Annotated in this window: 19 protein-coding genes; 7 read left to right on the top strand and 12 right to left on the bottom strand. The window is 37.4% G+C overall.

Annotated elements, in window-relative coordinates; genetic code table 11:
* Window positions 1-126 precede the first annotated feature (126 nt).
* Together GN303_RS00435 and GN303_RS00430 are read left to right on the top strand one after the other, a co-directional pair.
* On the top strand, window positions 127-1,170 hold the full coding sequence (locus GN303_RS00435) for an NAD(P)-dependent alcohol dehydrogenase (protein ID WP_110439272.1): 1,044 nt from the start codon (window positions 127-129) through the stop codon (window positions 1,168-1,170).
* 88 nt (window positions 1,171-1,258) lie between these two features.
* Window positions 1,259-2,530 (top strand): MFS transporter, encoded by a 1,272-nt coding sequence (locus GN303_RS00430; protein WP_231504036.1) that lies wholly within the window; start codon window positions 1,259-1,261, stop codon window positions 2,528-2,530.
* Window positions 2,531-2,628: 98 nt separating this feature from the next.
* Here the strand turns inward: GN303_RS00430 and GN303_RS08840 are convergent, their stop codons facing one another.
* The 7 genes from GN303_RS08840 to GN303_RS00395 all read right to left on the bottom strand — a co-directional run bounded on the left by GN303_RS08840 (window position 2,629) and on the right by GN303_RS00395 (window position 14,458).
* Window positions 2,629-4,176 carry a hypothetical protein gene (locus GN303_RS08840; RefSeq protein WP_231504035.1) on the bottom strand — a complete coding sequence of 516 codons (1,548 nt, stop codon included), beginning with the start codon at window positions 4,174-4,176 and terminating at the stop codon, window positions 2,629-2,631.
* A gap of 182 nt (window positions 4,177-4,358) precedes the next feature.
* A complete protein-coding gene (gene pbpC / locus GN303_RS00415) occupies window positions 4,359-6,689 on the bottom strand; it encodes a peptidoglycan glycosyltransferase PbpC (protein WP_197037457.1) in 2,331 nt (776 codons plus the stop codon).
* A gap of 86 nt (window positions 6,690-6,775) precedes the next feature.
* Window positions 6,776-11,665, bottom strand: coding sequence for an alpha-2-macroglobulin family protein (locus GN303_RS00410; RefSeq protein WP_110439270.1), 4,890 nt, complete (start codon window positions 11,663-11,665; stop codon window positions 6,776-6,778).
* A 92-nt stretch (window positions 11,666-11,757) separates the two neighbouring features.
* Window positions 11,758-12,420, bottom strand: a complete 663-nt coding sequence (locus tag GN303_RS00405; RefSeq protein ID WP_110439269.1) for a DUF421 domain-containing protein — start codon at window positions 12,418-12,420, stop codon at window positions 11,758-11,760.
* A gap of 151 nt (window positions 12,421-12,571) precedes the next feature.
* A complete protein-coding gene (locus tag GN303_RS08795; RefSeq protein ID WP_197037456.1) occupies window positions 12,572-13,183 on the bottom strand; it encodes a hypothetical protein in 612 nt (203 codons plus the stop codon).
* Between the two features lie 123 nt (window positions 13,184-13,306).
* Complete coding sequence (locus tag GN303_RS08790; protein ID WP_197037455.1) at window positions 13,307-13,549, bottom strand: hypothetical protein; 243 nt, start codon at window positions 13,547-13,549, stop codon at window positions 13,307-13,309.
* A gap of 162 nt (window positions 13,550-13,711) precedes the next feature.
* A complete protein-coding gene (locus GN303_RS00395) occupies window positions 13,712-14,458 on the bottom strand; it encodes an SDR family NAD(P)-dependent oxidoreductase (protein ID WP_110439268.1) in 747 nt (248 codons plus the stop codon).
* A 131-nt stretch (window positions 14,459-14,589) separates the two neighbouring features.
* On the opposite strand from GN303_RS00395, the gene thiM reads away from it, so the two are divergent.
* Window positions 14,590-15,411: a hydroxyethylthiazole kinase gene (thiM, locus tag GN303_RS00390; protein WP_110439267.1), complete on the top strand. Its 822-nt coding sequence runs from the start codon at window positions 14,590-14,592 to the stop codon at window positions 15,409-15,411.
* A gap of 65 nt (window positions 15,412-15,476) precedes the next feature.
* Here thiM and GN303_RS00385 read toward each other — a convergent pair whose 3' ends face one another.
* A complete protein-coding gene (locus GN303_RS00385; RefSeq protein WP_110439266.1) occupies window positions 15,477-16,100 on the bottom strand; it encodes a glutathione S-transferase family protein in 624 nt (207 codons plus the stop codon).
* Between the two features lie 47 nt (window positions 16,101-16,147).
* Complete coding sequence (locus GN303_RS00380; RefSeq protein WP_110439265.1) at window positions 16,148-16,843, bottom strand: TVP38/TMEM64 family protein; 696 nt, start codon at window positions 16,841-16,843, stop codon at window positions 16,148-16,150.
* Between the two features lie 131 nt (window positions 16,844-16,974).
* Between GN303_RS00380 and GN303_RS00375 the strand changes: the two genes are divergently transcribed.
* Complete coding sequence (locus GN303_RS00375) at window positions 16,975-18,015, top strand: COX15/CtaA family protein (RefSeq protein ID WP_110439264.1); 1,041 nt, start codon at window positions 16,975-16,977, stop codon at window positions 18,013-18,015.
* Window positions 18,016-18,055: 40 nt separating this feature from the next.
* Window positions 18,056-19,507 carry a metalloprotease TldD gene (tldD, locus tag GN303_RS00370; protein WP_110439263.1) on the top strand — a complete coding sequence of 484 codons (1,452 nt, stop codon included), beginning with the start codon at window positions 18,056-18,058 and terminating at the stop codon, window positions 19,505-19,507.
* Window positions 19,508-19,593: 86 nt separating this feature from the next.
* Here the strand turns inward: tldD and GN303_RS00365 are convergent, their stop codons facing one another.
* Window positions 19,594-20,196 (bottom strand): IMPACT family protein, encoded by a 603-nt coding sequence (locus GN303_RS00365; protein ID WP_110439262.1) that lies wholly within the window; start codon window positions 20,194-20,196, stop codon window positions 19,594-19,596.
* Window positions 20,197-20,402: 206 nt separating this feature from the next.
* Between GN303_RS00365 and GN303_RS00360 the strand changes: the two genes are divergently transcribed.
* Window positions 20,403-22,841: a DUF3772 domain-containing protein gene (locus GN303_RS00360; protein ID WP_110439261.1), complete on the top strand. Its 2,439-nt coding sequence runs from the start codon at window positions 20,403-20,405 to the stop codon at window positions 22,839-22,841.
* Between the two features lie 112 nt (window positions 22,842-22,953).
* Window positions 22,954-24,402, top strand: coding sequence for a glycosyltransferase family 2 protein (locus GN303_RS00355; RefSeq protein ID WP_110439260.1), 1,449 nt, complete (start codon window positions 22,954-22,956; stop codon window positions 24,400-24,402).
* 72 nt (window positions 24,403-24,474) lie between these two features.
* Here GN303_RS00355 and GN303_RS00350 read toward each other — a convergent pair whose 3' ends face one another.
* Both GN303_RS00350 and GN303_RS00345 read right to left on the bottom strand, forming a co-directional pair.
* A complete protein-coding gene (locus GN303_RS00350) occupies window positions 24,475-25,068 on the bottom strand; it encodes a uracil-DNA glycosylase family protein (protein WP_110439259.1) in 594 nt (197 codons plus the stop codon).
* A 9-nt stretch (window positions 25,069-25,077) separates the two neighbouring features.
* Complete coding sequence (locus tag GN303_RS00345; RefSeq protein WP_110439258.1) at window positions 25,078-25,791, bottom strand: NAD-dependent deacylase; 714 nt, start codon at window positions 25,789-25,791, stop codon at window positions 25,078-25,080.
* Window positions 25,792-25,929 lie beyond the last annotated feature (138 nt).

Below are 25,929 nucleotides of genomic sequence, written 5' to 3'. Positions count from 1 at the left end.
CTATTTCAATCTTTTATAAATAGAATGAAATTACTTTGAAATAACACATTTGTTATTTTTCATACTTACGGAATATTGGTAACATAATTGTGTATTTTATATGTTTATTCCAGTAAGGAACATTTCATGGCTCAAGCTCTTGTACTTGAAGAAAAAGGCAAATTAAGTATCCGTAACATTGATTTACCCTCTACAGTAGGGGATAATGACGTTAAAATAAAAATACGTAATGTTGGTATTTGTGGAAGTGATGTACATTACTACACACATGGAAAAATTGGCCCTTTTATCGTAAATCAACCAATGGTGCTCGGGCACGAGGCTTCTGGTATTGTTATTGAGACAGGCAAAAATGTTGAAAATTTAAAGGTTGGGGATCGTGTATGTATGGAGCCCGGCATACCCAATCCACACTCACGCGCAACAAAACTCGGTATTTACAATGTTGATCCTGACGTCGTGTTCTGGGCAACCCCACCCGTTCATGGATGCTTAACGGAAACAGTGGTACATCCCGCTGCTTTTACATTTAAACTGCCCGACAACGTATCTTTCGAGGAAGGTGCCTTTGTTGAACCTCTTGCCATTGGCGTTCAGGCTGCCGTAAAAGCCCGATTAAAACCTGGCGATATCTGTTTAGTGACAGGATGTGGTCCAATTGGCATTCTGACCGCACTTGCCGCACTTGCCTCTGGCGCAAGCAAGGTTTTCATCTCTGATCTTGCTCAACCCAAACTGGATATTGCCAAACAATATCATGGCATTATCCCAATTAATTTGAAAAATGAATCCGTCGAGGAAAGAGTCAAGGCGGAATGCGGTAAAGACTGGGGGGCAGATGTCGTTTTTGAGGCTTCAGGACATCCCTCCGCTTATGACACCGTATTGGCCTGTGTCCGCCCTGGTGGAACCATAGTATTTGTAGGGATGCCCGTTGACAAAATCCCCTTTGATCTTGTTACTGCACAAGCAAAGGAAATACATATGGAAACAATCTTTCGATATGCACATGTTTATGACCGGACCATTAATCTGATTGCTTCTGGAAAGATTGATATCAAGCCATTAATTTCTGGAGTTTATCCATTCTCAAAAAGTATCGAGGCTTTTGAACGGGCCGCATCAGCACAACCTACTGATGTAAAATTGCAAATTGAAATGCCCGAATAAGATTCTTCTGAATTTTATTCCGATACAAAGCCCGAAATCAATTCAATTCGGGCTTTTTTTATAAACTTATCATGCTCAAAGATTACTTATGAATAATATCCAAACAAAATCACGTATGATGATGGGAATGCCAGTCTCTCTGTTTTGGGGGTATATTGCCATTGCCCTTTTCATGATTGGCGACGGTCTTGAACTGAATTTCCTTTCCAAATACATTGTTACACTGGGATTCGCAGAAAAAAAAGTCAGCCTTATTTTTGCTGCTTATGGGTTAACCGCTGCAATTTCAAGCTGGCTTTCTGGCGTTCTAGCTGAAACATTTGGTGCAAAAAAAATCATGATGGTTGGTGCCATTACATGGATTGTTTTTCACGCAGCCTTTATGCTTTTCGGAGTTATACCTCATAACTATTACATGATGTTGCTATTCTATGGTCTACGCGGTTTTGCTTATCCCTTATTCTTTTATGCATTTTTCTATTGGGTTGTAAAAGAAACCCCTGATAGCCAGCTTGCCTCGGCGGTGGGGTGGATCTGGTCCATGTTCACCATAGGGTTTGGCATTCTCGGAAATTTGTTACCGATTTATTCTGTCCGTTACTTTGGCGAGATCAACACTTTATGGCAATCCATAGGCTGGGCAACTGCAGGTGGTGCAATCGCCTTTTTCCTTCTCAAGGCGCCCGTTATAGAAAAGAAAAATCATCAGATTCATTCATTCGAACACAAATTTAAAGGTATTATCCAAGATCTCTCACTCGTTTTTTATAATCGTGATCTGGCAATTGCACTCATAACCCGTGCGATCTGTAACTTTTCCCTTTTTGGTATTCTTGCGGTCGTAATGCCTATTTTCTACACGTCTGAACATGGTGGACATTTTACGGATGAACAATGGAAAATTATCAGCCTTAGTATATATCCTATCCAACCTTTTACCAATGTTCTATGGGGCATTATCGGCGATCGTATCGGTTGGTTAAAGCAAATGCGATGGGCGGGATTTATAGGATGTGGAACGGCAACCATCCTGCTTTATTTTATTCCGGTCTGGTTTCCCGGAAATATATGGGCTAGCATATGCGGAATCCTGTTTTTTGCCCTGACCATTACAGCCTTTGTTCCAATGGGAGCCATTTTTCCAATGTTGACACCTGAACATAAAGGGGCAGCCGTATCCATTCAAAATCTTGGTGGTGGTCTAAGCAATTTTGGCGGACCTGCTTTGGTTTCTCTCATTCTTTTTACAGGATTGGGACATTTTAGCGTCTTCATCATTTTTGGTTTCTTATATTATTGCGCGGCAATCATGACCTATTTTATCCGCCTCAAACAACCCGGTGTTGATAAACCTTTTTAATTAAAATTAACGTAATAACAATCAGCAATCACCCGGACGCTATATAACAATATAACCATATTAGGTTAATACCCCTAATATGGTTAAACAATACACGACTAATTTATTTTACCTTTTTCCCTATAACGGTCATTACGAACATAAATGTAAGAATCCGTTGCAATATGGGTATAATCATTTTTCAAAACTATCAATACGCAACTCAAGAACTGATCTGGCATATATTTGCCCCATATTATTGATGGATCATAATAAATAAGTGGTGGCTTATTTTTAGGCAAATCTTTACAAAGGTCCCGTTCATAATGGTGCCAAGGATGTGAAGCGTAGTCTGCCTCCCATGGTAAATAAGCGTGATATTTTTTTATGGGCAAACGGTTAGCCAAAATATAAATATCTGGATTATAAGGTATAGATAATATTCTTTCGTTTTTATCAACGTAAAACCAAATTGCTTTCGTGTCTTCATTATATCCTTCACGAAAGGCATGCCATTGATAGACATTACGTTGTCGCTTGTCTAAAATATTGGGAGAGGTTACTGCATATTGATCAATGATAAAAAAGATGCAAAAAGTTGAAATGACAGAGAAAAACAGGGAAATATCCGGCTTGACTTCCGTTGATTTTACAAAAGCAACGATTATTAAGGTTACAGAAGCAATAAGGAAAGCACCATTTTGAAACAGGATACTTCCTCGAGCCTGCAAACCCAGAATCCCGCACAATACAAGACATGCACTTATTTTATATTTTCCTTTTGCAACCAGGATAATCCCCCCAAAACAAAACGAAAATAAAGCAAATGTTTCAACAATATGATTAGAGGAAAAAGATGGAATCAAACTTAGAAAAAAATTGCTTAAATTGAAGGGAATGTATCGTGCATAATTCATTTGGTTGGTGATGAAATGAAAGGCAACCATTCCACCTATATCTCCATATATACCTAACCAGATAAGCATCATAATAATAGATGTCAAACACCCCGACAAACTTGTCACGAATATCGAAACATATTTTCTATGATCTATACAAATTCCATTGATAACAACAAGAAATAAAATAAAGGCGGTTATTGCAAAAGGATAGGCAATAAAAGGCAAAAGCGTGATAAAAAATCCTCCTGTAAAGGCCTGTATCCGTGACGGCTTTATGTCATAAATCATGGGAATAACAAGAGTGACCAAACCAATAGCTGCAAAACACCCACCTAATGTCCAATAATTATCAAGATATAAACCCTGTATAAGCCAGATACTTGAAATGAAACCAAACCACAAAGCGGCTACGAGATAACGTTGCCAAAAATAATGAAAAATTGGAGAAAAAAATAAACACAGGGCAGCTAACATTGCGCTAAACGAAGAAATAAGTCTCAACAGCCATACTTCTGAGAAACCAACAATTAATCCCATCATCCATGTCAGCATATAAATTACGGGACCATGATAATCTATATAGTCCCTGTAAAGTTTGTCCCCTTTATGAATGGCTTGTGCACCTACAAAATGACCTGATTCGTCTGTAAATCTTAAAAAACCTAAACCTTTTATATTTTCATATAAAAATAATGCAAAACACAAAATTAAAAACAGGAATGAAATAATGGATGCCTTGTTTTTTTTAAAATGATTCGGATACATATCCAATAATTCTCTTTGAAATTATTACCTGTGTATAACAATTGTTTTCCACGATTATATGAAAAGATACAAGATATTTTCTTGAATGAAGATGATCTATACCAAGGCCATAAATATGATTTCAAATCGTCAATGAATCCATTTATTTTTTACCTGATAGTATATCCTATGAATTCATGCCTTTAATTCAACGTAAATTCAGCAAGAGCCGTTTTTCCCATTTCATCCATTACCGTCAATTGTTGCTTTCCATGATTATGAAAAACATGATCAAAACTTTGATTTCCATCAGTTTCCTGAATAAGATAACCATTTAGGAACCACCATTTTTTCTTTGTCCCCCCAAGGGCAGATAATTTTAAAGTTAACGGATGCATATTACTGGGAGGCAACTGTAAATGGTCTCCGTTTTTTACACCTATAATTGATAAGGAAGAAGATTCCATCATAGATAAGGAGGGACAGGATAAATCCTGTGTGGGCAGACGATTGTGACGCTGTTCTGTAAGGGGCAACCAAGGTTCAAGTGCAATTGGCCACAGATCAATTTTTTTTTCAATGGCTCCTGGACAATCAGACGATACTTGAAATCCTCGTTCATTGATCCATACCGTTTGGCTGATACCCGTTCCTAACGGTTGATCGGCCATTTCCAAAGTGGGTGGAACTATATGGTTTATAATCCATGCGGTCCTTTTTTGTCGGCAATTTTGATCCCTATCCGGCAATATCTGTCCAGATGGCCAACATATCTGTGCCACGCTTACTGTTGCCGGCTCATGATCTTTAATACTATATGAAAACGTTTGTGAAGCTTGGTTTCTGACCATATCATATACTTGAAATAATAAGGGGGTTGCGGAAGCTATTCCATATTGGCCTGCCACAGGTGTGCCATCAGGTCTTCCAATCCAGACCCCCATTATATGATGTCTGCCAACGCCAACAGCCCAAGCATCCCTATATCCGTAACTTGTCCCTGTTTTCCATGCCAAATGATCCTGCTGAAAAATCTGCCGATCAAAATTACTGTCCAATGGACTTTCCCCTTCCAGAATTTTCCGAATAACCCAGGCTGAACCTTTAGACAATAATGGCCGTTCACTCATGGATCCATTATTCTTGAAACGTAACATTGCAACCCTCCCCTTTCTTGCGAACGCGCTATAAGCTGTAACAACATTTTCCAAAGACGTGCCAATCCCGCCAAGAATAATTGCCAAATTTGGTTCAACCATTTGAGGCAGTTTTAATCCAATGCCGGCACCTGTTAATTTGCCGTAGAATTTTCTGGCTCCATAAACTTCCAACACTTGTACGGCTGGTAAATTAAGTGATCTTCGCAATGCCTGGCTTACTGAAACGGGTCCAACAAATGAAGAAGAAAAATCCTCTGGCCTATAATGACCAGATTGTCTTGGTACATCCTGCAATAAGGATTCAGAATGGATAAGCCCTTCATCCATGGCCAATCCATAAAGAAAAGGCTTTAATATTGAACCGGGTGAACGGATAGCGGTTACCATATCCACATAACCAAAACGCTGTTTATCCTGCAAATCTACAGAGCCGAGATAGGCCTTAACCTGCATTGTCGCTGAATCCACCACCAAAATGGCAGCGGAATTATGAGGCGGCAAACGGTTTTTCCAATTTTCAAGAAGTTCCTCCAAATGACGTTGCATATCTATATTGATAGTGCTATGGATGACTGCATCTTTGTTCTGAAGTGATAATCGTCTCGCCAATAAGGGAGCCAATTGTGGTATCTGACGTTCACTTAATAAAACATTTTCCCCTTTAATTTCCTCAATATCCCTCTTTGACCATACCTTGAATTGAGCCAGCCGCTCCAGAACTTTGTCACGGGCCTTCTTAGCACGCTCAGGATAACGATCTGGTCGTAAACGGCTGGGCGCTTGTGGTAGAACAGCCAGCAAGGCTGCCTCTCCTTTGGTAAGTTGATCCGGTGGTTTACCAAGATATGTCCAACTTGCCGCCGCAATACCCTCTACCATTCCCCCATAAGATACATGATTTAGATAAATGGTTAGAATCTGTTCTTTATTCAAATGCCATTCAAGTTGCAACGCCCGGAAAATCTGCCCAATTTTTCCCAAATAAGTATGGGGACAGGGATCAATAATACGAGCAACCTGCATTGAGAGCGTACTACCACCCGATACGATATGATGATGATAAATATCTTGTCCAAAAGCCCTGCCCAAAGCGACAGGATTAATGCCGGGATGATGATAAAACCACCGATCTTCATAGGCTAACAAAGCCTGAATATAATATGGAGAAACCTGTTGGATGGTAACAGGATAACGCCAGACCCCTTTTTGATTGGTAAAACGCCATAAGGGCGTTCCATCCTCTGCCAAAACGACACGAGAAGAACTGATATTTGGTAAAGGAAGAGGGTTGGTTTTATCCGCTATAAATAACCCAATACAAATAAATAAACAGAATATTACCCCTTTTCGGTAAATCTGACCTATCACACGCACTATACACACCATTTATTTCTAATAAAAATAAGGCTTACACCATCATATATTGATGCACACCTGATTATGACCTTTTTATTAATTTTTTAACGTGCTTTAACTATTAATGTCATATTGCCACTGGTCCTTGCAAACCGGCCTGGCTGATACATCGACTGTAATGTTGCCGATGGTATGTGATACCTTCCAGGTGTCACCGCACGGACCAAATAAACCAGTTCAGTTTTATTTGTAAGATCCAATTGGGCTACATAACGGTCATCGCGATATTCTTGATGTTGAATGGATGCTTCCTGCATTTTTTCAAGAGATTTTTTAATTACCTCCCCTGCATTTTCCAAATTGACAGAAGCATTTGAAAGATCTTGATTTTCCAGCTCAAATCCAGCGGGCAGGAAATCAACCACCAAAGCGTCGTGCATTCTTGAAAACGAAAATATCTTAATTCTAACCAATATAAGATCACCCGTTTTGACATTTTTCAAATCCACTGGATTACCGTAAATATCAAGAAATTCTCTTTCTATGTTCAGTTCCTTCTTCTGAACCTGTACAGGAGCCCGTAACGGATAACCGGATAAACCGAGATTTGGATATAGATCAACATCTCCCGTTTTGCTGGCAAGGCGAAGCGTATTGATCTGTCTCATTTCCTGATCATTGAATTGCAAAAAAGATTTTTGGTTTGTCAGGTTATAATGATTCCCTGCCACGTCGACCTCAACCTTCCAGTTTTTAGCGGATTTTGAAACATAGCGATATCCTGCCAGAAAAATTGCATTCTTTTCCTGTGTAGACAAATATATTTTATCTTCAATTTGATGACTTAAAGCAAACAGCCTTTGTATAACAACGTCATCACTGACCAAATGATTATCCTGTAAAAGTGCAAGAATTAACGCATTATCACGAATATCACTTCCATAATCTCCTATCCACCAATCATGAACACGTTGCCCATAATGTAAACCTTCATTTAAGGTCTGTGCAGAACGTCCCTCATCTCCCATTAGCTTTAATGCTGCTGACAACTGAATTAAAGAAAGTCCTGATGGTGCCTGTTTACGATGATTGTAAAGATTTCTTAATGCGGCTAAAGGTACCTGTTTTGTTCGTGCCAATACATATCCAGCATAGGCTTGAACCGTAAAACGCGATTCATTAAAGTCACGACTGTAATAAGGGTCAATCTCATTGCCGTTTTGAACATATATTAACAAACGTTTTAAGGCATTTTGCAAGGCATCTTCAGGAATCATATAACCCCGGTCCCGTGCCTGAATAAGGAAATCCGTGATATAAACGGTTAACCAATATTCTTCTGGGCTGTCACTGCTCCATAACCCAAATCCCCCATTTGAACGCTGCATCGTTAGTATATGGAAAATCGCTGCATTAATCGCATCATGACGCTGTTGATCAGTTAGCTTGTTTTTAATATTAAGCTGTTTTAAGATATCCTTATTTACATAGAGGAAAGGATAAATTCCACTTGTTGTTTGTTCGGCACATTCATAGGGATAAGTTTGTAAATCCTCAATCTGTCTGGATAAATTCAAGGGTGGATAAGGACTTATGTTCAGTCTCCCCTCACGACCTGAAATCCCGATATTATGCAAGACCGATGATGGTATCTGCCAACTTTTTTTATTTAGTTTAGTCTGTTCTATTATAAATTGAGCAGCATAAGGCGGGCGTGTTCCAATTGACCATGAACGGCTCAATACTTGCTTTTTGCCGTTGGAGACAATTCCTGAAACATCAACCCTGATTTTTCCTTCTCCTGATCCTGTTTTTGCCTGGACAGGAATTTTTAGTGTTTTCCGTTCATTTGGTGCCAATATAACAGCTTGATCCCCAGAATGCGTTGCAAAAATAAATCCTTCTGTCTTGAAACGCACAGATAATTCCTGTGACTGTCTGGTCATGTTAGTAAGATCAAGTGCCAGAACCGTTTCATCACCCCCTGCCAGGAAACGTGGTGTGGACATTTCGGCAACAATAGGTGCGGCAACTGTTATTTTATTTTCTGCCATACCAAATTGACCAGCTGTCCAAACTTGCCCCATAATTCTTAATTCGCCGTTAAAATCTGGAACAGTAATTGAAATCTCGGCTTCACCCTGATCATTCACATGAATAGGCTTGGGTTGTAACGTAACAATCTTGATCTTGGTATCGGGCAGTTTCCCCCCCTTCACCATTGCATCCCCACCAAAAGCCAAACTTGCCAAAGGGTTTTGACTTGCCTCGATTAACTTGCCATAAACATCTAACTGATCAACATTATAAGCTTTGCGATCAAAGAAAGCCCTGAAAGGATCTGGAGTTTTGTAATCCGTAATATTTAAGACACCTGTATCCACGGCGGATAACAAAACCTCGGCATCCTTTACAGGTTTCCCATATGCATCCGTAACTTTGACCTTAACTTTCTGATCCGTTAAAGGCTCGATTTTTGAATTCATTTTCATTTGAAGTTTTAACTTACGATCCTGCCGATCAAGAGGTAAGTGTAATATTCCCACAGATCGTTTTGGAGTGGCGCCAACCTTACGGTCACCGGGTCGGATAATCAAAGTTGTAATATATACATCATGACGTAACCATTTTGAATTAATGGGAAGGGTAAAACTTGAACCTTTGGCAGAAGCCTGAATAGATTGCCGCCATAATAACTGACCTGATGATTCTACCGCCAAATAACCCTTGCCATCAGAAGGAGGGGTCAAAGTGATTCGGGCAATATCGCCAGCTTTGTAAGCCGTTTTATCCAGCATGACCTTAACCTGATCAGGACGCAAATTCTCTTCTGAACCCGCTTCTTCAACTGCCCCCGTTTCAAAAGAATAACTGGATGTCAAACCGGTATCTGGATTGAACACTTCCAATCGATAGAATCCCCAATCTTTGGAAGGAAATGTCAGCATCGCTGTTTTGTTTTGGCCTATGTTTAAAAGCTGTTCATCCTCAATAACATCTTTCTTATTAAAATGGCTGTCCCACCCTGTATCATCAGAATACGTCCAATAATAATCATGACGTTCATGAATAAATCTTGCTTTTAAATTTTTTGCCGGTAATTTATGCCCTTCGAAATCAGCCATGACAACCTCAAATCGAATTGGCTTGTCATGCGAGGTAACCGAATCAAAAAGGGGCCGTATACCAACCAATTGTTTGGCTGGCCATACAAATTGCGTCAAATGTCTCACCACTGGACGTCCTCCGGTTTCAAACAGGCTGGCCTCGGTAATCAATTGAACAGGTGATCTGATCCCTTGCCATTGATTGGTCATTTTAATTTGGCCATAACCTAGCTGATCCAGATGAATCTCGTCAAAATCCATGCGTTTATCAAGACCTTTTTCTTGACTATCACCAAATTCAAATCCCTTCAATTGAGGAACCGCTTTTCTCAATGAATGCATGGTAATTGAACCTGATAAAAGATTATGACTGGCCGGCGCCCCATACAGATACCAGCCATTCGCCTTGACATGCAAATCTTGCCGAGAGGTCAGAGGCACATTATTTTTCGAATTTTCCAGATTTTCCGATTGTAAAGTAAGACCCATACGTTCAGGCAAAAAATCCTCAACTGCAAATCGATACTGATTCAATTCTTTCCTTCCCGCTTTCACAACGACAGACCATTTGCCTGTTACAGCATTGGCGGGTAATTTTAACTGATATTGATAAAATCCTGTCTCTGAGGCTTTCCAAACAAAATTTTGAGCCTTTTTTCCCTCTGCATTATAAACAATAGCATTGACTGGAATATTTTGAACAGGTTGCCCATCCGCATCCCTCAATAAAGCGTTCAATATTACGGTTTCTCCCGGACGATACAAATCACGGGGGCCAAAAACGAAAAACTGTAAATCATGCTGGATATCTCCATCAATTTTAAAATCTGATAAATCCAAAGCTGGAGACTTTAATTGGATAAAGGATGTTTGACCATTTTGTGTTGCCAGCAAAATTCTAACTTTTGACATATTTGTCAAATTTGCATAACCGTCCTTATCTGAAAAAGCTGTCGCAATGATATGCCCTTTTTTATCCAAGGCACTGATATTTACGTTTGGTAAGACATCACCCGTTTCTAGAGACTGTGTAAAAACGCTGACCTGATCATTATCCTGATAACGATGTACGGAAATGCCAATATCAGAAATCGTAAACACTGTAACAGGATAACTGTAATTATACATTCCCGCGGAACGCATAACCGCAAAATAAACACCCTTTTTTTGTAAAGGTTTGATGGAAGAAATCGGCAGTAAAATTTTCTGACGATGATTTTTATCTACATTTAGCTTAAAAGAACCCGTATATATCAGATCCGCCTTATCAACCAAAGCCGAGATCATGTCATTTGACAAGATTGAGGAAGATTCCTTATCTTCAAAAAAATTGACAAGCTGGTCATTTTTTATTCTGAAGAATTCAACATTTGCCTGATTTACATTCAATGTTATAACAGGCAAACCCTCGGCCAATCTTACGGGAAACAAAGAACCCTGACTGGCAAAGCTGATATTTGGACTTAAATCGTTTGTTGTGATTTTGGCCGTATATTCTTTTCTGAGAATTTTTGCGTCTTTACCCTTTAATCCAGCATCAACAGTTAAAACCAGTTTCCGGTTAGGCTCAAGATGATTAAAAATAAGTTCCTGATGATCTTCAGATAAAATCCAGGCGCCATCCACCTTTCCTTTTTTTGCATCAAAAAGATGCAATATCTCTTCAAAGTTCTGGTTTTCATTCAGGGGGGATGAAAAAGTAACCGCAAGACAGTCCCAACCATCCCTGTCTATTTCAGATACGTCAACAACCTTTAAAATTTGTTCATTACCCGAATTCTGAACATTTGAATTTCCATAAACAGTTTTGACAGATAATGAATTTAAAAAAAAACTACATATAAATAAACATATAAAAAAGACAAAGAACCTTTGTTTTTCAAACATCTAAAAATCCAATAAAATAAAACATTTTTCAAAAATAAACTAAAAAACAAAAACTTAAATATTCAAATTAATTTATATAGCACTATAGATGCTCAATAAAATGGAATAGTTATTCTTTTACCGTCATATAAAGCAAACATGATCTTTTTATCGTAGTATTCGGCTAGATAAACATCCTCCAGTTTCAAGGAATATTTATCAAGTAAATGCTGGACCGTATCTTGACTTATATCCAACAAATGGGATGGACAATCCTTGATCTCGCTATCAAGGATTAAAATGACGGAAGGATCCTTTTCCTCTTTATTTTTAACAGTCAACGATCCATTAGGCTCAATTTGGGCATAATATATTTCCTGCATTGAACCAATGCCTCTGGAATGTAAACTGGACATAATATTGATAATATCAATTTTATTTTTTTTATCCTGGATATTATCCATTAATAAAGAACCGTTTTTAATAAAAACAATCGTGTTACCCAAGGCCAAGGCACGGAAAACATCAAATTTCTTGGCAATATAATTTAGAAAATGCATTAATAGAGTGCCAATTATCAAGACAACAATATAACGAGACAGAGAAATACTATCTGTATAAATAACCCCCCCAATTATTCCACCCAATATAAAATTTCCAATCAGATCAATAGGGGTCATTTGGGAAAGCTGCGTTTTGCCGGACTGATTAAAATAAAAAATTACAACAGCAAAGCCGATAATAAATTTTACAAAAACCAACATATAAAAATTCATGAAAAATCTCTTATATGAATAAAACACTGAATAAATTCATTTTTACTCTGCAAATTATAACATATTAGAAAATATTTATATATTTATTTAAGAATTATTTTAATCAAATCAGTTTTTTATAGTTAAATTAATATATATTAATAATTTATATTTAATTACTCTCAACTTTTAGTAAATCATTACTCCATCCAGTTTTTTGTAACAAACCGCTTTTATAATAACTGGCAACTTTTTGAATAAACAATCTCATATCCACATTTTCTTCAACCAACCGGTTTACCGAGCACCAATCCACCTCTGCTCTAAATGCCGCAGGAATCATTATCTGACTATCAATTACATTATCTGTTTTAAGTATAATTAACCCAATACCATGTAAAGCCGACAACATTCTCAGCTCATTCATCGTTCCATCATCTGGAATGCTTGCACTCACCAGATAACCGTAATTTGCCCAACTGGAATTACTAACGGCTTGAAAAAAATATTGACGAACCGTTGAGCGGGAAATCTGTTTTTTTACCTCAAAAGACCATAGATAAGCCATTTTAGCATCCCCTGACTGTACACAAGTTTTAACCAAACTATTCCAGTCTTCAGTCACTGCCTGCAAAGCAACAATATCCGGATGCAACCATTTATTGCCATTTTCCCCTTTACCTTTTTTAGAAAATTTTTCATTGATCCTATCACATTTTAAATTATATTCCGTACCAAGATACTCAATCAATAAAGGATAAAGATCAGCTTCCGTATAATTCATCTTTTTTAATGGCAAATTTAAAATGTCTTTACCTGCATTTTCTTCATCTTTCAGTTTATCTATAAAATTGCTCTTGAGCCTGGAATTACCTTTCCATTCGTAAACTCTTGGTCGAGGTTGGTCCTAAATCAATATTCCTGCATTTGATTGTGTTAACCTTTTAATACGTGAACCAATTTCAGCAACAATTTGAGAAATAAAAGAATTTTCCGAGGTAAAACGCTGCTGGCTATTTAGTCTTTTTTGTTTATAATAATCAGGATAAATTTTAACTAATTGAATTGCAATTTCACGCGCGGTAAATCGTTTATGCGGATTATTTTTTAAAAATAAAACAACTTGCTGAATTAATGTATAATTTTTCATAATATTATAAATTGTTCAGATAAATTCATTATTTCTATCATATGATATTAAAATAATTGGTTAACCTTATTTAAAGAATATAATATATATAACCGGTTAAATTGCCCGATACCGCCTATTTGATTTTAAAAAGGCCTTGGAACAGGCAATATATCAATAATTTTACACGCGTTTTGTCATGCCACCATCAACAACAAGGTTGCTTCCGGTAATAAAACTTGCCTGTTCACTTGTCAGAAAAACAACTGTTGAGGCCACATCCTCTGGTGTTCCCATACGACCTAACGGGTTATTCTTCAAGGCTGTATTATAAAGTTCAGGCTGCTCCCGTTCAATTTGATCCCATATCCCTCCCTTAAAATAAATTGTTCCTGGAGAAACAAGATTAACCCTTACATTGTGTTCTGCAACTCTTAGTGCAACCGATTTGCCATAATGATTCAAGGCAGCCTTTAAGGCACCATATGGTTCAGCAAATACGTCTATTTCAGAAGCGGAAACACTGGATATGATAACAATTGATCCGTTTTTCTGTTTGGTTAAATAAGGCAATGTCTCGTTAACCAGGGCAACGGTACCTAACAGGTCTGTATCAACCGCCTTTTTCCAGGTTTGCAGATCCCGTCCCGAGGCAAGAGCGCTTACATTCGCCACCACATGATCAAGCCCACCCATCTTTTTATGACTTTCCTTGATCCATCTTTCAACTTCATCCGCCTTGTTAATATCAACAGTCATGCCCATGGCCCGGTCACCCAATTGCAGAATAGCCTTATCGATACCTTGCTGATTTCTGGCACAAATACTGACAAACGCACCTTCATCAATAAATTTTTGGGCAATCGCCAATCCAATTCCTTTGGAACCGCCACTAATAAGCACTTTTTTATTTTTTAGACCAAGATCCACTTTATTATTCTCTCAAATTTTAAAAGACATTATTATCTCTAGATTACGTAAGGCAGATATCTTTTGCAACGAAATAGTCTATAATCTCCATTCATAAACCATAACCTATAAAACAAAAACTTTGTATTATCATGATCGAACCCAATATCCTAATTTCCACTCTTCATGCCATACGCGCAAAAAATCCACTTATCCTCAATATAACCAATCAGGTTGCAACCCAATTTACCGCAAATATTTTACTTGGGCTTGGCGCATCACCCGCCATGGCCAATGCGGAGGAGGAAGTTGAGGAATTCGTTCAAAAATCCAACGCTCTGGTTATCAATATCGGGACTTTATCAACACCCCAATTACGCTCCATGCAGTTGGCCAGTCGTACCGCATACCAGCAAAACATTCCATGGATACTCGATCCGGTGGGCATCAGTGCCTCTCTTTATCGAGCTAAAACAACGCTCAGTCTTTTACAGAATTTCCCCAATGCCATTCGAGGAAATGCGTCAGAAATTATCAGTCTTTACCATTATCATCAAAATACATCTCTTCGAACACAGGGCCATGGAGTGGATAGTCTTGATTCCTCTCATGATGCACTGGAAGCCGCTAAACAACTGGCCTTATCTTATAAAACCACTGTGTCAATCAGTGGCCAAACAGATTATATCACCAACGGAAAAGAGAGTGTCTCCGTAAGAAACAGCCACCCTCTCTTAACCAAAGTAACAGGATCTGGTTGTGCAGCAACCGCCATCACCGCAGCATGCCTGGCTGTTGAAAAAAACACCCTATATGCTTGTTCCGCGGCAATGGCTTTTATTGGCATTGCCGCCGATATCGCTATGCAACATATCAACGCCCCCGGCAGTCTGCAAATCGGATTAATTGACGAGCTTTATCTATTGAACGATGAAAAGATTATAAAATATGCAAAAATTAATCTTGTCAAATAATGGATAAAATAATTTTCCAAAATGATGAAAATGAAATTTCATTTTCATCATACCTTATTTGGACATTAAATGAAATTCGGAATACCTTCCGCCTTGAAAACAGCAAGAACCCCATCATCTTTTTGCATTCTCATATAAAACTGCAACAGATTCTTATAACTCGAAATATCTATTTTTAGATTTTGAACCCAGGTCAAGGTCATGAATAAATATGGATCTGCCACACTACGGAAACCCGCGATCCATTCCTTTTCCGCCAGTTGTTTATCAACCTGACCGTATAATTTATGAAGTTTTTTACGAGCGGCAGTATCAAGGATTTCAATCACTTTTTGATCGCCGCTGATTTGTTGTCCTCCAAAAATCAAACCGAATACAGGATGAATATCGGAATTTACAAAAGCCAACCAACGCAAAGCCACTGCCCTTTGTTGCTTACTACCATCTCCGAGCAGCTTCCCTTGTGGAAAAGAATCCGCAATATAATTCATGATGGCGACATTTTCAGTCAGCACAAACCGATCATCAACCAATACGGGCACCTGACCTGATGGATTCAATTTAAGAAATTCATCCTTTTTTAAACCATCATGATCAACAATTTCAAAGTCAAAATCAGCTTTGCACCAATATAGGGCAATATGACATCCTGTTGAACAAGCGCCTGGAATTGTATAAAGCTTTAACATCAATAGCCTCCTTGAAATATCCTAAGGAAATTATAATGATTTTATAATTATTCAGGCAATAATAAATCATCTTTTTTGTTAAAAGAACGTTTCATTAAAATCAAACCAGCAAGTATTGAAACAGTCAATAAAAGTAAACTTAACGTAATTTGCCCAAAATGGCCAATCCGAATTCCGCCGCCGAGTAAAACAAAAACAACCGTTTGTGGAAAGCTTCCCAGAAAAGTGGCACAGATAAAAGGCATAACGGAAATACCAACTATACCAGCCATGGTATTCAACAGAACGGAAGAGCCCACAGGCATCAAACGGCAGATAAGAACGGTATGAAAAGGGTTTGTTTGAATAAAATGATGAATTTTTTTTAGTTTTGCATGGGAAAGATATTTTTTCCCCCATTCACGTCCCAGCCACCGGGCCCAGTTATAGGCCAATAACGCTCCTATGACAGTCGCAATCGTGGCGTAAAAAATACCCAACCAAAAACCGTATACCACCCCAGCCGTCAGACAGACAAGCTGTCTTGGAAAACCGACCATGCACATAATGATGGCAATGGATAAGAAAATCAGGGGACCTTTTATCCCACGCCTTAATAACGTATGATCATTTAAAAACAAATCAAAGCCGTGAAAATAACGAGCAAGTAAAAGAACAATAACAATTCCAAAAACCATACATAATGGTTTTATTACTTGACCAATTAGTGTTTTGTATTGAGTTAAATTTTTATTTCTTTTCATAACACAACTAAATTATTGACCTTATGAAAGGCTTGACTTGCAAAAACCTTCTTATAGGACTAAAAAAAACACAATATCTCACTTTTCTTTAAAACGATACCCTTTATCATTTATTTAGAATCTCTTTACTCATGCAAAACAATAAATCAATTTCAACGTGGCTGTTCCTCATCTGCTTTATGCTTCTTTGCATGATAGCCCTTGGGGGATATACACGACTAACGGGTTCCGGTCTGTCCATCATGGATTGGCGTCCAATCACTGGTATCATCCCCCCTCTAAGCCACGCAGAATGGGTTCGGGAATTCGATCTTTATAAAACCATTCCACAATATCAAATTCTTAACAATGGGTTTGGACTGGATGGATTTAAACAGATTTTCTGGGCTGAATGGAGCCATCGTTTTCTGGGAAGATTAATAGGTCTGGTTCTCATTTTACCCTTAATCTGGTTTATTTATAAAAAAATGATCACAAAACAACTGGCTCTGCGCCTGTTCATTTTTTTTATTCTCGGTGGATTACAGGGCGGTATTGGCTGGTTCATGGTTCATTCTGGATTCAGAGCAAACAGTACCGCGGTTGAACCGGTCCGTCTCGTTTTGCATCTAGCCTGCGCCATTATTCTCTATATCGCTATTTTATGGACAGCCCTTTCATTACGCCACCCTGTTCCCAATCCACTGACCCAAAATCCAGCCATAAAATTTATTAAAACCTTATTGAAAACAGATTTCATTTTATTGCTAGTCACCATTGTTGCCGGTGGTTTTACTGCAGGAACCCATGCGGGTCATTCCTTTAACAGTTTTCCCCTAATGAACGGCCACCTGATTCCTGCTGATTATAATAGACTATCCCCTTTCTGGCTAAACTGGTTTGAAAATATTTCAACCATTCAATTCAATCATAGGCTCCTGGCAACATTTACGGGCATAATGATTCTAATAACCGTTATGACAGGTCTGAAATCCTCATTGGACAAGGCGACCAAGGACAGCTTTATGGCAATGGGATGGGCTGTCCTTATCCAATACGCCCTGGGGGTTACAACATTATTGCTTGTTGTTCCTGTCTGGGCAGGCACCGTTCATCAAGCCTTTGCAATCGTTTTATTGACAACAGTTACGATTGCCCTACATCATATGCGTAAAAATAAATCATTATCATAACTAACATTTTTTATTTTGATCCTCTTGAAAGCTATTATTTATGACTGATCCCATCAATGCCTTGACCCTGACAGATTCTATATTTTTTAATCCACAGAAAACCCAGCTGGATCGGGATAAGACAGAAAAATCCATTCATCAGACCCTTTCTTCCATGGATGATGGAGAACTATTTCTTGAATATCGTGAAAGTGAAATGATAAGTATTGATGATGGAACCATTCGAACCGCGACAACAGATATCACTTCTGGATTTGGCCTACGATCAGTCTTGGATACTCAAACAGGATTTGCTTTTTCCAATGAATTAAGTGATAAAGCCTTAAAACGTGCCAGTGAAACTGTTAGCCAATTGAAATCAGATCATGAATCTATAATCAGTGATAAACCTGTCCTGACCAATCATCAGCTTTATCACCCTGACAACCCACTTCATCAAGGTAAATTTGCCGATCGGGCTCATTTGCTTCATGAAATTGATGCTTATGCCCGTTCAAAAAGTCCTCATGTCGTTCAGGTAAGCGCATCCCTATCGGCAGAATGGCAGGCCATTCAAATTATCCGGACCAGTCAGTTCCGTGTTGCTGACATCCGTCCTCTGGTTCGACTTAATGTTACCATCATAACAGAAAAAAATGGACGTCGAGAAATAGGTTCCTATGGGTGTGGTGGACGCTATGGTTATGATCATATTACACAGGAAAATATTTGGAAAAATGCTGTTCATGAAGCCTTGCATCAATCCCTAATCAATCAGGAAAGTAAATCTGCACCTGCCGGTGAAATGGATGTCGTTCTCGGGTCTGGATGGCCTGGTATTTTGTTACATGAGGCTATCGGCCACGGATTAGAAGGTGATTTCAATCGCAAGGGAACCTCTGCTTTTGCCGGTTTAATGGGTAAAAGAATTGCAGCTCCAGGGGTTAATGTCGTTGATGACGGCACCCTCTCTGAACGACGGGGAAGTCTTAATATTGATGATGAGGGAACTCCAACTCAACGGACAAACCTGATCGAGGATGGCATTTTGACAGGATTACTTTATGACCGTTTGAACGCCCGTCTGATGAATAAACCATCAACGGGAAATGGACGTAGAGAATCTTTTGCCTGTGCGCCAATTCCTCGTATGACCAATACATTTATGCTGGCTGGAAAAGATACGTTGGACGATATGATTAAAAGCACCAAAAAAGGTCTTTACGCTGTCAATTTTGGCGGTGGTCAGGTTGATATTACCTCTGGTAAATTTGTCTTCTCTACTTCAGAGGCGTATCTGATAGAAAATGGAAAGGTCACCCATCCAGTTAAAGGGGCCACCCTGATTGGAAATGGTCCAGATGCCCTTACCAAAATCACAATGATTGGCAATGAAGTTGAATTAGATAAAGGGGTGGGAACTTGCGGCAAGGCTGGTCAAGGCGTACCGGTTGGAGTTGGACAGCCATCCCTTAAACTTTCCGGCCTGACCGTCGGGGGAACAGATTTCTAATTTTTGTCAATACAAACGTAACTGATCCTTATACCCCAAGGATCAGGAAATCATCTCTCCTCCTGTATTTTATCACCGATCTTTAACTATATAATATCCTCTATCAATATCTGTCCCCTTGTCAGATCAAGTAAACGCTGCTTCAAAGCCAAATACTGTTCTTCAGGTACGACAAGATGACACTCCACATCCATGGATTCAAAATTTTCCATGGCAATTTCTGCTTGATATTCTCCAATACGGGCTTTTACCAAAGCATAATCTGAAAAAGAACAGACAATTATGATTTCTTTTTTAGGAATATATAATTTGGAGGAAGACTGACGTAAACATTCAGCCGCAGTTCCACTATAGGCCCGAATAAGACCGCCTGCGCCTAGCTTAATACCGCCAAACCATCGAATAACTATTACTAGTGTACAATCAAAATTCTGTCTTTCTATAACTTGTAAAATGGGTCGCCCTGCTGTTCCGGAAGGTTCACCATCATCATTGCTTTTATAATTTTGTCCTATACGATAAGCCCAGCAATTATGTGTTGCCTCTGGTATTTTTAATCGTTGCAACCATTCTCCAACCTGCATTTCTGTATAGACGGGCACAGCATGTGCCAAAAATATACTTTTTCGAATTTCTTGCTGAAACTGATAAGGGGCGGTTAACGTATAAATCAGATTGTTTGCTATCATTAATTCATTCAGAAATTATGTTTTTATTGTAATAAAGCAATGTTTGAGAATACATTTTACTAACAATTCCCATATAATTCATTCCAAAAAAATCATTTTCGCCTTATTTCGTACAAAAAAACAATATTTTTACATATTTTTATAGTTTACTTTACCAAGTCGTTATAAAATAAAACAAATTTGCCTTTAAACTTGGAGCTGCTTCTATGAAAATAGTGCAATACCTATTATTTAATCTTTTCCTTTCCTTTGGAATAATATCTATACAAAATACCCACGCGCAAGAAGCAGCCAACTCTCTTATTTCCTCATCAACCCCTTCAAATACACCTGTTTTTCTCAATATTCCCGATACAACAACTCAACCAATTTTAAATAAGCTTATAAAACAATTGGGAAATATTAATAAAAGCTTACAAAACCTTCAGCATTCTGAAGATTTTACACAATTCAAAAATCTGCTGAATCAAGCACGATCGATATCCACCTCGGCCGATGTGATTGTAACTGATTTGACCCCTCGTCTGAAGGGATATAATCAGGCTTTAAAGCTACTGGATAACGTTATCCAAAATACAGGAAGTGATAAAAATAAAGATGATATTAAAAATTTAAATGATCGACAAAAATCCTTTATTCAAAATAGAAATGATCTTAGCGCAAAAATTCAGCAGGCAACAATCATATCCTTGGAAGCCAATAGTCAGGTTGCACAAATTCAGCAGGCTTTATCCAAGATTCAACAGGTGCAGTTATTTACCCGCATATCCTCCCCCCTAGGTTATAATTTTTGGCATGAAATTGCCATTCATTACGATGATGACAGTTCCCGCATAAATAAACTATATTCTGATTTTGGCAGTTTATTCACCAAAACATGGCAAGATGGCTGGGGAAGCCGTCTTACAATGCTTGCAGGTTTTCTTGGCGCTATTCTGTTAATTTTCATCCTACGTCCTCTTATTGAAAAAGGACTGGTACAGTTCACAGAAAAATTCATTCCCCCCACACGTCTTAGACGCAGTTTAATGACGCTGTGTTCAGCAATAATAGCCTCTCTTACCGCAGGATTATCTGCCACACTCATTTTGGTAACCATTAATAACCACAATACGATCAGCCCACAAGCCTATGCTTTTGCACAAAACATAATTCACCAACTTTATTTTTGCGGTTTCATCTTTGGACTTTATCGAGGTTTTCTTGCTGTAAAAAATCCACAATGGCGGTTATTGCCCATTGGTGATGAAGTTGCGCATTCAATCAATATTCTACCCAATATTTATATGGCCATTATCCTGCTTCTTGGAATTGTCCGTTATATCAATAATGTTAGTGGTGTAAGTATTATAGCACAGCAATTATGCAATGGTTTTTTTGCCTGTGTCGCCTCAATCCTTTTTTTATCCATTCCCATAAAGCTTCGCGAAGTAGGTCAGAAAAGAATCAAACTTCATTCAGCACAAAATAATCAAAGTCCGGATATCACACTTCTTATCGTTGCAATCGGGCTCCCATTATTCTGTATCATCTCTATTGTTGCCATCCTAACAGGATACATCCATTTGGGTTATTCAATGTGTGTATGGCTTAATTGGGTAATTCTGGTTTTCAGTACTTTAAGTCTTTTAAGAATACTTTTGAATGATATAACAAACCTCATCTTTGATCCGGATCGCTGGCTGGGTAAAAAAATACAACTTTTAGGCATAAAACCTCAAAGCATGGAACAATTATCAACCATCATTACCGGTGTCATCACACTAACAACTGTCATTCTGACAATTGTTTCCATTATTTCCCCCGGCAATTTTGATCTGGTCGTCTTCATCCAACATTTAACAACCACCCTAACCAACCAAAAAATAGGTAACTTTACATTTTCCTTTTCAACAATCGCCGAGGCAATCTTGGTATTTTTCATTGGTATATATTGTATAAGAATTGTCAGAAACTGGTTAAATAAAAACTTCTTCCCAAAAACCAGTCTGGATAATGCAACCTGTAATTCAATTGATACAATTTTCAATTATTGCTGTTGGGTCGTTGTCGCCATTATTGATTTATCCATCCTTGGGGTAACAACTCAAAACATTACCTGGATTGTCAGCGCTCTTTCTGTCGGTATTGGTTTCGGTTTACAAGCCATTGTCCAGAATTTTGTTTCCGGTCTTATCCTTCTCGCTGAAAGACCCGTCCGCATAGGGGATACGGTTATCATAAATGGTGTTAAAGGAGTGGTAATGAGCATCAAAGTAAGAGCTACCGAAATTCGTTTGTCAGATTTTTCAACCCTAATTGTTCCAAATTCACAAATTATCACATCTTCTGTTCAGAATGCCACCCGTGGACGTCATATGGGTCTGGTTTCATTTAAATTACCTGTAATTACCATTCAACAATTGGATCAAGCACGCACGTTAATCATGAAAATCATGGAAAAACAAAAAGATGTTCTAGATGATCCGAAACCCTATATATGGGTTGATAACATTACAGAAAGCTCTTTAGTCATGACCATTGTTTGTTATACAAATTATCTGGCAAATACAGATGCAGTAAGAAATAACATCTTATCTGAATATCTAAATAATATAAATCAGTTATCCAATAACAAATCTTCCTCAGAAAAGGGTGACAAATAGACAATATACATAAATATTAATAACTTAACATTAAGAAAAATTTAAAAAAATAATTAATTTTTTGATATTATTATAGTATTATTTTTATTTTTCTAAAAGAAGTTATTTAAATATGAAAATTTGTCTCGCTTTATTTCTTAAAAATGAAAATCCAAACATTTTATCATGGATTTCTTGGCATCTTGCTATCGGTATCGATAAATTTTTTATTTATGATGATCATTCAACAGATGGCACTTATGAAATATTAAAAACTGTTTCTAATATATATAACATTGAAATTGAACTAACAAATCCTGCTAATATGCCTTATTTTTATGATCGACAAGCTAATGCATTCGAAGACGCTTGTCGAAAAGCATTGGATCAAGAATATGACTGGATTGGATTTTTAGATGCCGATGAATATGTATCACTAGAACACGACCTATCTATACAGGATTTTCTTGAAAAATTTTCAAACTATAATGGTGTTTCTTTAAATTGGAGAATTTATGGAAACTCTGACAGAGTTTTAAAAAGCAAGATTCCTACTTACGAAGCTTATACTAAGCACTGTGATAAAAACTTTTCTGATACATTATTAACAAAATGTTTTATAAGGCCTAAAGATTATTCATTTGAATATACAAATCCCCATCATTTTAAAACAGTCCCACAAAATTATGCAAATGCATATGGAGAATCTATTCAAGATAAACGTGCGGATAGTGATACTGTTATTTGGAATAATGCATGCATCAACCATTATATTAATCGATCAATGGAAGACTATATAATTAGAATTCAAAATCGTTTAAATACAGATTTAATAAATTCAGAAGGTCGATGGAAACATTTCAATAGAAATGATATAGAACATCAGGAAAGAAAAGATTTTATAAAAAAAGCCAACGAAATATTAGTAACTCTTAAACAAGAATGTGTATATCGTTATATATTTGAAATTACGGGATCTTTTAACAAGAAAAAATCCAACAACAAACAAACAAGTTGTTTTAGCCTTTGCTCAACAAAAGAACGGTATCTAGCTTTACATATGCGAGAAGGATATTTATTTAATTTTGAAGATATTCAAAATATGATACCAATATACGGTATTATATATAATCATAAACCAAATTTGATTTATCTATTTTATAAAGAAAGTAATTCTATATCCACTATTCCTTTCATTATTAAATTTTTAAATAAATTTTCCTCTACCTATCAATTTTCAATTCAACCAGTTAATGATACACCATATTACTCATTACAAACACCTTATTCTAAAAAATTTATGTCATTAAATCCTGAATCAGGTTTTTTTGGAGATGTAGACGCCAACAGAAACATTTGTAAGGAATGGGAATACCTTCAACTGAAATCAAAGGATTTAGAAATTAATTTCAATGTTTCACCTGATTCTGTACATGATCTATACAGTTTTTATAATTACTTATATCAAAATAGTGAAGATATAACCTATGCAGATTTTATCTTGGCATATAATCTTTTATCCAAAAAAGAACAATCTAAAATTCATATACAAAATGTTGGAAAAATTATAAGTTGGCTATAAAATAATTATTTTTCAACTTCAGCCAATATATAGTTTCCTTATATTTAATATAATAAGTTATTAAATAATTATTTAAGATTTCATGTCTAAATTCAAAATATCGCAAACCCTTTTTTTCAACTCTGGTAAAACTTCCGTTTCAAAAAAAGGGTTCTTTTTTGCCCAAATTCTTGTCCGCCATGAAGGATGAGGAAGAGGCAAAAAATTAGGTAAATAATCCCGAAAATTCTTAACTCGTTCTGTTAGGCTTCCTTTTCCCAAGACATAATTTTGTGCATAAGATCCAACCAGAAGGGTCAATTCAATATTAGGCAATAATTTCAAAAGTTTGGCTCTCCATTGTGGCGCACATTCTTTACGAGGAGGTAAATCCCCACCTCTTTCATAACTGCCTGGATAACAAAATCCCATTGGAATAATTGAAATCAATTGATCATTATAAAATAAGGATCGGTTAATTCCCATCCATTCACGCAAACGATCCCCCGAAGGATCATTAAACGTTATTCCCGTTTCATGTGCACGTGTACCTGGCGCCTGTCCAGTGATTAACAACCGCACTTTAGACGAACCTACCTGCAAAATGGGTTTTGGACCCAAAGGTAAATCCCTGCAGATATGACAAGCCCGAACCTCTTTCAAAAGACGGTTTAAAGAGTCAGTCATTCTTTTCCCTTATTTCTGATAGGCGTTTAATAAATAATTGACAAATTCGGGAACCAATTCTGTTGCTGAACCTTGCCAGGATTCATCAAAATTTGATGTGCCCATAGAATGTTCCAGATTTAACTCGATTGTTTTCGCTCGCCCCTGTACTTCGTTTACAAACCCAGCAGCCGGATAGACTACACCGGAAGTACCAATGGCGACAAATAAGTTACAATCTGATAATGCCCTTCCAATTTCTTGCATATAATAAGGCATTTCCCCAAACCATACAATATCTGGCCGTAATGTCACAGCATGACAATATGGACAAGATGTATATGGAAAACATGACTTATGCCATTCCATACGTCGATCACATGTTGTGCATCTTATCTTGTACAATTCTCCATGCATATGATAAAGAAAACGGCTCCCGGCACGTTCATGTAAATCATCAATATTTTGCGTTATCAAAACCAATTCAGCTTCAATTTCTTTTTTCAAGACAGCCTGTTCAAGTTTCGCCAAGGCAATATGAGCGGCATTGGGTAAATATTTAGGCAAATTCGAACGTAACTGATTATAAAATTCATGTAATTTTTCAGGATTTTTCTTAAATCCTTCCAAGGTGCAAACTTCTTCCATATTATATTTCGCCCAGATGCCATTAGCATCACGAAACGTATCAAGGCCCGATTCCTGACTGATCCCGGCTCCAGTTAAAACAACAATTTTATTCATTGCTCGATACTTCTTATAACATTTAATTCATAAAATTATTTTATGGTAAAAATAAACAAGTTTGATTAATTACGCTATATAAACCTAAATATCTTATATTTTAAAATATTATGTTATACTTAATTAAATAGTATTCTA

This window comes from Commensalibacter melissae, assembly GCF_009734185.1.
Lineage (GTDB): Bacteria > Pseudomonadota > Alphaproteobacteria > Acetobacterales > Acetobacteraceae > Commensalibacter > Commensalibacter melissae.
This window is presented reverse-complemented; position numbering and strand designations above follow the sequence as displayed.